Below are 10,798 nucleotides of genomic sequence, written 5' to 3'. Positions count from 1 at the left end.
ATCTCCCCCGCGGGGAGAGGTCGGCGCGAAGCGCCGGGTGAGGATAAGATTCGCGGATGGATCGTAACCCTCACCCCAACCCTCTCCGGATGGGAGAGGGAGGACGGTTCCCCGCGTGGATGAGGATCTGAACCTGAACCAGAAAGCTAGAGCTCCAGATTCTTGGCCGGCGGGTAGTCGCGCGAATAGACCGGGTTCTTCAGAAATTCGGTCTTGTTGTAGGTCCAGAACTGGCTGACGTCCGGATAGGTCTTGATCACGGAATTGACCAGCCGGCCGTCGGTGCGCGTCACCTTGCGAATGTAGACATTGCCGATGACGTTGCCGAACTCGTCGAATTTGATGGGCCCGCGTATCGTGTCGACATTGTTGCCACGGATCGCAGCCATCAGCGCCTTCTTGTCTTCGGCGTTGGCCTTGATCGTCTTGAGCGCGCCTTCCAGCACTTCGCCGGAGAGGTAGGTGCTCGCGGCATAATAGCCGGGGTCATATTTGAACTGCTTGCGGAACTCCGGTGCAAAGACCTTGTTGAGGGGGTTGTCGAGCGTTGCCGAGTACCAGCTCGTCGTGATGATGCCCAGCGCTTCGTCGCCCATATTGCGCAGCACCGATTCGTCGAGCGCGGTCATGCCGCCGATCACGGCGATCTTGTCTTTCAGGCCATATTCGATGAACTGACGCAGGAAGCGGAAGCCGTTCGAACCGGCTGTGCCGAGGAAGATCGCATCCGCATCGGTCTTCACCTGCGCGACATAGCTGCCATAGTCCGGCGTCGCGAGCGGGGTAAAAATCTTCTGGATGATCTTGCCGCCATTATCCTCGAACACGCGCTGGAAGCCGGCGCACATTTCATGGCCATAGGCGAAATCGTCGGCGATGGTGACGATCTTCTTGTACTTGAGTTCCTTGAACGAATATTCGGCGAGCGGATAGGCGCATTGTGCCGAGGTCGAGGTCAGGCGGACGTACCACGGGCTCGGATGGCGCTGGGTCATGTCCTCGGCGGCCGAGACGCCCAAGGTCGGTATCTGCTTCTCGGTCAGATAGTCGATGATTGCGAGCGCTTCGAAGGCCGCGAGCGGGCCGATGATGCAGTGGACGTTGTTTTTCTCTACCAGCTCCTGCGCCTTCGTGCGCGCCGTTGCCGGGACGCCGGCCGTGTCGGCCACGATCAGCTCGACCTTGCGCCCGCCAAGTGTGTGGTCGCGATCCTTCAGGAACATGGTCAGCGCCAGTTCCATGTCGATACCGCCGGAGGCAAGTGGCCCGGTTTTGGCCGCCAGAAGCCCGACGCGAACCGGTCCGCTACCTTGTGCAAATGAAAGGTTTGGGCTCGCCAGGCTCGCTGCGCCCGCGCCGGCGAGGGCAGATACAACAAACTGTCGTCGTGAAATCGTCATGGTCCCTCCCGCGGCAATCAGCCGAGCTATCCGTGCCTTTTTGGCTTGGCCAATTTATCCGACGGAAGCACTAAATGATCAAGTGATAACCACAGACGCCGGGCAGGATCCGTCACGCACTAAAGTCGAAATGCGCCTTGAGCTCCGATCCCCGGAGTTCGCTAACGGTCGCGGCAAATTCTGAGGCGAACTCGCAATCAAAGGAGCTCTAGTAACTTATTGATTTGTAGTGCGGCTTCGAATTTGAGGTTTCTCTGAAGAACTTGCTTCAACACTGACAGGAACTTCAAATTCGCCGCACCAGGCGGCGTTTTTGATGCGGTGCGGTAACGAGATTGCGAGCGACAATTAGGACCCGCCGCGGCCCGTTTAGCCGCTCTTGGGCGCGGTGACGATGGTCTTCTTCAGCACTTCATACACGGAGGCCGTGTCCTGGTCGCCCAATCCCATAGCCATGGCCTGGCTATAGACCGGCTGCGTCAGCGTAAACAGCGGCGTTTCGCAACCGACGTCGCCGGCGAATTCGGCGATGATCGCCATGTCCTTTTTCCAGGTCGAGACCTTCATGGTGGCCGGTTCATATTTGCCTTCGACCATCATCGGCGCCCGCATCTGGAACATGCGGGAGCCGCCGGCGCCGGGGCCAACCATCTCGACGACCAGCTTTGGGTCGAGGCCGGCGCGCTCGGCCAAAATCATGGCCTCCGCGGTCGCGACGTTGTGGATAGCGACCAAATGGTTAGCGACGAATTTCATTCGGCTGCCATTGCCGTAGGCCCCGAGATCCGCGCTTTGCTTGGAGAAGTCGGCAAAGAGTTGGCCGCAGCGCGCGATCGCCGCGCTGTCGCCACTGGCATAGACGATCAGGTCGCGCATCCTGGCCTGCGCGCCTGTACCGGAAAGTGGGCAGTCAAGCGGAATATGGCCGGCCGTCTTCAGGATCGCCTCGAAGCGAAGCTTGTCGGCGAGCGTCAGCGTCGAGAGTTCGACCACGATGCGCTGCGGCTGACCGGATTCGGCAATCGACTTGGCGACGCTCTCGACGGCTGCCGGGGTCGGCAGGCTCGTCATGATGATCGGCACGCTGCGGGCAACGAGCGCCACGCTCTCGACGACGGCGACTCCGGCTTCGGCAAGCTCGGCGCATTTGGCGGGATCGGTATCAAAGCCGACCACATGCCATTCACGCTCCACGAGATTGCGCGCGATCGCGCCGCCCATAATGCCAAGCCCGATGATCCCGACTGTCTTGTCCATGAAAGTCTTCCCGCCGAAAGAACCAGCGCCAGCATGGCGCGCAAACCTCGCGCCTTCAATAACGATTGATCCGCCATCAGACAATCGCAGACACATGCGCCGCGGTGGCCGGAGCTCTTATCTGTACGGCAGGATCGGCCGGGCAAGTCCGCATTAACAACGCTGCACCCTTCAACCATCCGGCCCGCTCGTTCTTCGCCGAATTCGATTGACGGGCCGCGTCAGCCGGGCCTTAATTAGTGATCAAGCGATAAACAGGGTTCGGCGTCCTTCGCTCAAGCGGGTTTCGACCCGCGCTTCGACGGCAGCCTGGACCAAGAATCGAGCGTATAAGCATATAAGAGGGCGGGCGCGACCGGGAGGAGCGCGGCATGACAGTTGCCGATTTGAGAAACGATGCCGTGTCCCCTTCCGGGACGGATGGAGACGGCCGCGTTTATGCGGCGATGGTGGCGCGCGCGGCAGCCCTGGCCCCGCGGCTGCGTGAGGAGGCATTCCGTTCCGAACAGCTTCGCAGCCTTGCTGCGGAGACCGAGCGCGAGTTGCACGAGAGCGGCTTGTTCCGGATCGTGCAGCCCAAGCGCGTCGGCGGTTCCGAACTCGATTACGTCGCGCTGATCGATTGCGCCGACGCACTCGGGCAGGGCGATGCCTCGGTAGCCTGGACCTTCGCCAACCTCGCCAGTCATCACTGGATGTTGGCGATGTTCGATCCCCGGGCACAGGACCTCGTATGGGGCAAGAACCCGGATGCGCTGATTGCCTCGTCCTTTATCTTTCCCGCCGGTCGCGCCCGAAAGGTCGATGGCGGCTATGTGCTGCGTGGCAGCTGGCCCTTCTCCTCCGGCGTGAATTGCAGCGAATGGAATATGCTGGCCAGTGTGGTGTCATCCGAGGATGAAGCCGACGGCATCGAATACCGTATCTTCCTTTTGCCCAAGAGCGACTATCGTATCAACGACACCTGGGACGCGACCGGCTTGCGCGGCACGGGATCGAACGATGTCGAGGTAAGCGACGCCTTTGTGCCCGAGGCGATGACAGTTGGCGTCCACGAAGTAGCCGGCGGGCCCACGCCCGGCAGCGCCGTCAATCCGAACGCACTCTACCGCCTTCCGGTGTTCTCGCTGTTTCCCTATGTTCTCTCGGGCGTCGCGCTTGGCAACGCGCAGGCCTGTCTCGACGATTACGTGGATCTCGCGCGGCACCGCGCCTCGACCTATAATCGCGCCAAGGTCGGCGATCTCCAGACCACCCAGATCAAGATTGCCGAAGCCGCCTCCAAGATCGATGCGGCGCGGTTAATCATGCGCCAGGCCTGTATCGAGGCGCTCAGCGAGGCCCGGCGCGGACACATTCCCGACATGGCCGCCAAGACGAAAATGCGGCGCGACGGCGCCTATTCGGTCAACCTTTGCACCGAGGCCGTTTCGCTGTTGTTTGCGGCGAGCGGCGCGCGCGGCCTTTATACGTCCGGGGCATTGCAGCGCCAATTCCGGGACGCGCATGCGATCAACGCTCATATTGCCTTCAATTTCGATGCGGCTGGCACCAATTACGGGCGGGTCGTGCTTGGATTGCCCTCCGACAATCTGACGCTATAGAGACAGAATGAACGATAAGCCAACCCATGTGCCCGAACCGGAGATCGCCAACGAACTGGCAAGCGGAAACTCCGCGCTTGACGCTCGGGATTTCCGCAACGCGCTCGGCACCTTCGCCACCGGCGTCACCATCATCACGGCGATGGCCGGCGACGGCAAACCTTACGGGCTGACCTGCAATTCCTTCGCGTCCGTCTCGCTCAATCCCCCGCTCGTGCTCTGGAGCCTGGGGATGTATTCGCAGGGCCTGCCGATCTTCCAGAACGCCAGCCATTTTGCGGTGAATGTGCTCGGCGCCTCGCAGCAGGCACTGGCTTCGATATTCGCGAAATCCACCATCGATCGCTTTGCCGGCGTCGATTGGAAGCCGGGGCTCGGCAATGCGCCGTTGCTCGCCGGCAGCGTCGCTTGTTTTCAGTGCCGCGCTGCCAACCGATACTATGGTGGCGACCACGTGATCTTTCTCGGCGCCGTCGAGGCTTACAGCTACAACAAGCAGGAACCACTGTTGTTTGCCAGCGGCGGCTATGGCCGTTTCGTCAGCGCCAACGCACCGTCGGCCGCGGGGTCATGAGCAAGAAGACTCCGGTCAAGCGTGCGCGGGCCAAGCAGCGGCGGCTGTCGCCGGAAGACCGCCGTCAGGAATTCGTTGCCAAGGCCACCGAATTCTTCGCGGAAGAGGGGTTTGGCGGGGGGACGCGGGCACTGGCTCATCGGCTCGGCGTGACGCAGCCGTTGCTCTATCGTTATTTCCCGAGCAAGGACGATCTGATCAAGGAAGTTTACCGCACGGTCTATCTCGAACCGTTCGGAGACGGCTGGGAAAAGCTGCTCGGCGACCGTACCCGGCCGCTGCGCGAACGCTTGAAGGAATTTTACCAAGCCTATACCGGCGTGATCTTCAGCCGCAAATGGCTGCGAATCTATTTCTACTCCGGCCTGAAGGGGCTGGAGATCAATCGCTCCTATGTCGGCATCGTCCGCGACAAGATCTTGTCGCGCATCATCCGGGAGTGCCGGCATGAGGCGGGACTGCCGGCTCAGGGCAAGCCGGGCGCGGCCGAACTCGAAATGGCCTGGGTGTTTCACTCGGGCATTTTCTATTATGGCGTGCGCAAATTCATCTACGAAGCGCCAGTCCTGGAAAGCAAGGAGCAGATGATCAGCGACGCGGTCGATGCGTTTCTTGCCGGTTTCGCGCAAGTGTTCGGCGAGAAGGAGGGGGCTCGCAAGTTAGCGGTGAGGGCGGCGGTCTAGGTGGCCATCCTGTTGCCGAAGAGGCGCTCGCGCTGTCTCCAGTCATGAGGCCTCAACCTTCGAGACGCGACCAAGAGATCGCTCCTCAGGATAAAGAACCCGCCTGCTACTTACCCGTTCCCGCATTCACCCGCGGCAACACCTTTTCCGCCATCAGGATCATCGATTGGCGGCCGAGCTCGCGGTCCTTCCAGTCCTTGCCGGCATAGAGCAGCGTGCCGAAGGTGCCGACCTCTTCCTGGAAGGCGAGCAGTTGGTCGGCAACGCTTTCCGGCGTGCCGTGGATAATCAGTCTGTCGCAGATCGATTCCAGCGTGACTTCGTCGTCAGGCTGATCGCGCCTTGTCTTGAAAAGTTCGATGCGGCCGTTTTTCTTCAGTTTGGTGAAGAGCGAGCGGTAGTAATAGACGTAAGGCCCGTCCGGATCGGTTGCGTAGGCTTTCGCAGTCGCCGCGTCCTTGGCGACGAATACACTTTTGGCGACGCGCCAGTTGGCCGGATCGGCCGGCCTTCCGCCGCGCTCACAGCCCTCGACGTATTTCGGCCAATGGCTTTTCACCCAGGCCGGCATCAAAAAGTTTGCCGAAATCGGCTCCCAGCCGCGAACAGCGGCTTCCGTGACGCCCTTCGAGAACGGGGCGACGGCCGTGACAACGATCGGCGGGTGCGGCCGCTGCAAGGGCTTGGCGATAAAACCTTGCCCGATATCGGCCATCAGCGTTCGTTCGACCGAAATGTTCCAGTACTTGCCTTTGATGTTGTAGGGCGGCTCGCTCGCCCAGATCTCGAGAACCTGGTTGATCGCTTCCAGGAACATCTCGTTGCGGTTGGCATCGAGATTGCCGAACAGTTCCGCATCCGACAGAAGCCCGCCCGGGCTGATGCCGAAGATCAGCCGGCCGTCCAGCATGTGATCGAGCATCGCAAGGACGGCGGCGGTCGCCGCGGGGTGCGTGTTCGGCATGTTGATGGTGCCCGTGCCGAGCTTCATCGTCTTGGTTGCGGCCGCGATCCAGGCCAGAAACGCGATGCAGGAGGTGATATTTTCGGCGCGGTCGGTGACGTGCTCGCCGACATAGGCTTCGGTGAAGCCGAGTTCGTCCGCCAGGAGAAATGCCTCGCGGTCTTCCTGAAGCGAAACGCGCCAATCCTTTCCGAGCGGATGGATCGGCATGGTGAAGAAGCCCAAATTCATGCGCTTGCTGCTCCCTGAAGCGTCGAGGCTCGTCGACTTTTTCTTCCCTTATGCCGATCCGCAGGGCGAGTCATCAGAAATAATCGTTCGATAAACAAACTTGACCTTTGACGGGCCGGCCCGTCTAATCCGGAACATCACTCGTGTGGCGGCTCCGACGCTCCTTCAGTTCTGCGGCGCCCCCTTCAAGGAACGTCATAGCCAAAGCCACACTGGAAAACTGATATCTGCTGACTGTCCCGTTGGTTCTGGCATTCGTGAAAGCGTTCGCCGCGACGGCATACGAATGTCAGAACCGTGACGTCAGGGAGGATTTCGCCTAATGAAAGCCCCGGCTTTCGACTATGCCCGCGCGACGAGCGTCGAAGGGGCGATCGCGCTTCTCGCCAAACACGGCGAGCGGGCGAAGGTGCTTTCGGGCGGCCAGAGCCTGATGCCTGCGATGAATCTGCGTTTGCTCGCGCCCGAGCTGATCGTCGACATCGGCGCGCTCGACGAATTGCGCGGCATCAGGAGACAAGGCGGCATGCTCTCGATCGGTGCGGTGACGCGCCATGCCGATCTGCAAAATTCTGCTGAGATTGCGACGCATGCGCCGCTTCTGAAGGAGGCCGTCGTCCATGTCGCCCATCCGGCGATCCGCAACCGCGGAACGATCGGCGGCAGCCTCGCGCATGCTGATCCCGCCTCCGAACTGCCGGCCTGTGTCATCGCGCTCGACGCGACAATTGTCGTTCGCGGCATCAATGGAGAACGCCGGATTCCCGCCGAAGATTTCTTCATCGGAATTTACGAGACGGCGCTTTCCGCCGGCGAAATCATCACGGCGGTGGAAGTGCCGCTTCCGGCTGCCAATGCCGTTCACTTCTTCTCGGAATTCGCCCGGCGCCACGGCGACTACGCCATCGTCGGCCTCGCGGCACAGGCGGTGGTGGACAACAAGCGCCTCACGGATATTCGGCCGGTCTTGTTTGGCGTCGGCGCCAAGGCCGAGCGCGTCAACGTGGCGGCGTTGCTCAACACGGATGTGACCCCGGCGGTGTTGTCCGAAAGCCTGAAGGTAATGCAAGGCACGCTTGATCCGCCCGAAGATCAGCAGGCGAGCGCGAGTATGCGTCGGCATCTGGCGAATGTCCTGCTGGCGCGCTGCGTGGCGGAGTTGCTCGGCCGGGCGGATTTACGAGCCGGAGGGACGGCATGACGGCGCCGCATCCCATCGCCTTGCAAGTCAATGGTGAACACGTCGAAGCCTATGTGCTGCCGCGGACCAATCTGGCGGATTTCCTGCGAGAGAACCTCAAACTGACCGGCACGCATGTCGGATGCGAACATGGTGTCTGCGGCGCCTGCACCATCCGGGTCAACGGCGAGATCGTTCGCTCCTGCCTGATGCTGGCCGTACAGGCGCATGGCGCCTCCGTCGAGACCATCGAAGGACTGTCGGATTCCGGCGAGATATCCGACCTTCAGGAAGCGTTTCGCGCGCGCAACGCCCTGCAATGCGGCTACTGTACGCCGGCGATGCTGATCACCGCGCAGGACCTGCTCAAAGCGGACGCCGAGCCGGACCGGGAACGAATCCGCGAGCATCTTTCCGGCAACTACTGCCGCTGCACCGGCTATCAGGCTATCATCGATGCGGTGGAAGCGACCGCAAGGGCGCGCAAGAATTCCGACGAAGGGCGCGCGCCATGAACAAGCCGGCACACGCAACCCTCTCAGAACTCGACCGGCCGAATTCTTATATCGGCAAGACGGTGCCGCGGCCGAATCTGGACCGGTTGTTGCAGGGGCGCGGGCTCTACGTCAGTGACATGGAGCTGCCGCGCATGGCCCATGTGGTCTATGTGCGCTCGCCGCATGCCCACGCGAAGATTGTGTCGGTCGATACGCAAGCCGCAAAGCAGAAACCGGGCGTCGTCGCGGTGGTTACGGGAGAAGAGCTTGCGGATGTCATCACGCCATGGGTTGGCGTGCTGTCGCATATGAAAGGCCTCAAGTCTGCGCCGCAGCGCGCCATCGCGGTCGATCGCGCGTGTTGGCAGGGCGAGGCTGTTGCAGCCGTTGTCGCTTCAAGCCGCGCCGCCGCTGAAGATGCGGCCGAATTCGTCGCGGTGGAATACGAAGAGCTGGAGGCGGTCACCGACATGCGGACGGCGCTGGATTCCGCAACGCCGGTCATTCACGCTTCGCTGGGTGACAACCTTGCGTTCGAGCGCACGTTCGATGCCGGCGCTCCCGATGCAGGTTTTGCCGAGGCGGACGAAGTTGCCGAGGCGGAATTTATCTTCGGCCGCCATACCGGCGTGACGCTCGAGCCGCGTTCGGTGGTCGCCGACTGGAATGCCGCCGAAGCGCGGCTCACGATCTACCAGGGCACGCAGGCGCCACACATGGTGCAGAACATCGCCGCGCTGCACCTGGGTCTGGAAGAGGCGCAGGTTCGCGTCGTCTGCAAGGACGTCGGCGGTTCCTTCGGCATCAAGGTGCACATTTATGCCGACGAGATGGCGACCTACGCCCTGTCGAAACTGTTGAAGCGCCCCGTCAAATACGTCGCGGACCGGATCGAAAGCTTCAATACCGACATCCACGCTCGCGATCATCGCTGCAAGGCACGCGTCGGCGTCAAGCGCGACGGCACCATCACCGCGTTCGAGATCGATGATCTCACCGGCATCGGGCCTTATTCGATGTATCCGCGCACCAGCGCGATCGAGGCCAATCAGGTGGTCAATCTCGTCGGCGGCCCCTACGTCACGCCGAATTACCGCGCCCGCGCTCGAGTCGTGTTCCAGAACAAGAACGTCATGTGCCAGTATCGCGCGGTCGGCCATCCTATCGCGTGTTCGATCACGGAAGGGCTTGTCGATCTGGCCGCGGCGAAGATCGGCATGGACCCGGTCGAAATTCGCCGGCGCAACCTGATCGCCGACGATGCCTATCCCTGCACGTCGCCCGCGGGCTTGCGCTTCGAGCTGCTGTCACACCACGCCTCGCTGGACAAGCTGCTCAAGATGATGAACTACGACGCGCTTCGCACCGAGCAGGCGGAATTGTGCAAGAGAGGCATCCATCGCGGCATTGGCATTGCGAGTTTCATCGAGGTGACCAATCCGAGCGCGGCATTCTACGGCGTGGGTGGGGCGAAGATTTCCTCGCAGGACGGCGTGGCGGTGCGGCTCGATGCGCAGGGCGCGGTGGTCTGTCAGACCAGCATCACCGAGCAGGGGCAGGGATCGGAGTCGCTGACGGCGCAGATCGTCGGCAGCGTCCTTGGCGTATCGATGGAAAAGGTGCGCGTCATCCTCGGTGACACCGATCAGACGCCCTATGGCGGCGGAACCTGGGCTTCCCGCGGCGCCGGCATCGGCGGCGAGGCCGCGCTTCAGGCCGCAAAAGTCCTGCGCAAGAACATCCTGGAGGTTGCCGCCGCCATCCTGCAGTCGACGCCTGCCGAACTCGACATCGCCAACAATCGGATCGTGAATGCGGGCGACGGCTCCCCGCGCATCGAACTGCCCGAACTCGCGCGCATCGTCTATTTCCGCCCCGACACGCTGCCGCCCGGGATCCAGCCGGAACTGATGGCGACGCGCCATTTCGTGCCGCGTCAATATCCGTTCGCCTTCACCAACGGCGTGCAGGCCTCCTGGCTCGAAGTCGATACCGATACCGGCTTCGTCAAACTCCTGAAGCACTGGGTGGTGGAAGATTGCGGCGTCGTCGTCAACCCGCAACTGGTCGACGAGCAGATCCGGGGCGGCGTGGTGCAGGGGCTTGGCGCCGCGCTGTTCGAGAAGTGCATCTATGACGAGCGCGGGCAGCTCACCAACGCCAACATGGCGGATTACCTGGTGCCGATGTCGGGCGAGACGCCGGATATCGATGTCGGCCACGTGGTGTCTCCGACCGCCGAGAGCGAGCTTGGCGCAAAGGGAGCGGGCGAAGCGGGCACGGCCGGTGCGGCTGCGGCGGTCGCCAATGCCGTGAATGATGCGCTAAAGCCGTTCGGCGCGGTGATTACGGAGATTCCGCTGACGCCACAGCTCATCCTGACGGCGCTGAAGCGGATCTGACTCGCA

At 61.9% G+C, this 10,798-nt stretch carries 9 protein-coding genes; 6 read left to right on the top strand and 3 right to left on the bottom strand.

Annotated features, from left to right (window positions below):
• Positions 1–146: 146 nt before the first annotated feature.
• Both NEZ08_RS12450 and NEZ08_RS12445 read right to left on the bottom strand, forming a co-directional pair.
• Positions 147–1,400 carry an ABC transporter substrate-binding protein gene (locus NEZ08_RS12450; RefSeq protein WP_298107220.1) on the bottom strand — a complete coding sequence of 418 codons (1,254 nt, stop codon included), beginning with the start codon at positions 1,398–1,400 and terminating at the stop codon, positions 147–149.
• A gap of 369 nt (positions 1,401–1,769) precedes the next feature.
• On the bottom strand, positions 1,770–2,753 hold the full coding sequence (locus NEZ08_RS12445) for an NAD(P)-dependent oxidoreductase (protein ID WP_298107219.1): 984 nt from the start codon (positions 2,751–2,753) through the stop codon (positions 1,770–1,772).
• Between the two features lie 350 nt (positions 2,754–3,103).
• Here NEZ08_RS12445 and NEZ08_RS12440 point away from each other — a divergent pair, with 350 nt between their 5' ends.
• Genes NEZ08_RS12440 through NEZ08_RS12430 form a run of 3 tightly spaced genes read left to right on the top strand, consistent with a single transcriptional unit; the run spans position 3,104 to position 5,518 of the window.
• Positions 3,104–4,261 carry an acyl-CoA dehydrogenase family protein gene (locus NEZ08_RS12440; RefSeq protein WP_298107261.1) on the top strand — a complete coding sequence of 386 codons (1,158 nt, stop codon included), beginning with the start codon at positions 3,104–3,106 and terminating at the stop codon, positions 4,259–4,261.
• A 7-nt stretch (positions 4,262–4,268) separates the two neighbouring features.
• On the top strand, positions 4,269–4,835 hold the full coding sequence (locus NEZ08_RS12435) for a flavin reductase family protein (RefSeq protein WP_298107218.1): 567 nt from the start codon (positions 4,269–4,271) through the stop codon (positions 4,833–4,835).
• Complete coding sequence (locus tag NEZ08_RS12430; RefSeq protein WP_298107217.1) at positions 4,832–5,518, top strand: TetR/AcrR family transcriptional regulator; 687 nt, start codon at positions 4,832–4,834, stop codon at positions 5,516–5,518. The genes NEZ08_RS12435 and NEZ08_RS12430 overlap by 4 nt, the downstream gene beginning before the upstream one ends.
• A 106-nt stretch (positions 5,519–5,624) precedes the next feature.
• On the opposite strand, the gene NEZ08_RS12425 is transcribed toward NEZ08_RS12430, so the two are convergent.
• Positions 5,625–6,713 carry an LLM class flavin-dependent oxidoreductase gene (locus NEZ08_RS12425; RefSeq protein ID WP_298107216.1) on the bottom strand — a complete coding sequence of 363 codons (1,089 nt, stop codon included), beginning with the start codon at positions 6,711–6,713 and terminating at the stop codon, positions 5,625–5,627.
• A 322-nt stretch (positions 6,714–7,035) separates the two neighbouring features.
• Here NEZ08_RS12425 and NEZ08_RS12420 point away from each other — a divergent pair, with 322 nt between their 5' ends.
• The 3 genes from NEZ08_RS12420 to NEZ08_RS12410 are packed head-to-tail and all read left to right on the top strand — an operon-like array spanning position 7,036 to position 10,792.
• A complete protein-coding gene (locus tag NEZ08_RS12420) occupies positions 7,036–7,914 on the top strand; it encodes a xanthine dehydrogenase family protein subunit M (RefSeq protein ID WP_298107215.1) in 879 nt (292 codons plus the stop codon).
• Positions 7,911–8,408: a (2Fe-2S)-binding protein gene (locus tag NEZ08_RS12415; protein WP_298107214.1), complete on the top strand. Its 498-nt coding sequence runs from the start codon at positions 7,911–7,913 to the stop codon at positions 8,406–8,408. The genes NEZ08_RS12420 and NEZ08_RS12415 overlap by 4 nt, the downstream gene beginning before the upstream one ends.
• Positions 8,405–10,792 (top strand): xanthine dehydrogenase family protein molybdopterin-binding subunit, encoded by a 2,388-nt coding sequence (locus tag NEZ08_RS12410; protein ID WP_298107212.1) that lies wholly within the window; start codon positions 8,405–8,407, stop codon positions 10,790–10,792. The genes NEZ08_RS12415 and NEZ08_RS12410 overlap by 4 nt, the downstream gene beginning before the upstream one ends.
• The last annotated feature ends 6 nt before the right edge of the window (positions 10,793–10,798 follow it).

The organism is Bradyrhizobium sp. (genome assembly GCF_027451485.1).
GTDB lineage: Bacteria > Pseudomonadota > Alphaproteobacteria > Rhizobiales > Xanthobacteraceae > Bradyrhizobium.
The sequence above is the reverse complement of the archived record's forward strand: the minus strand, read 5'-3'. Positions and strand labels throughout refer to the sequence as shown.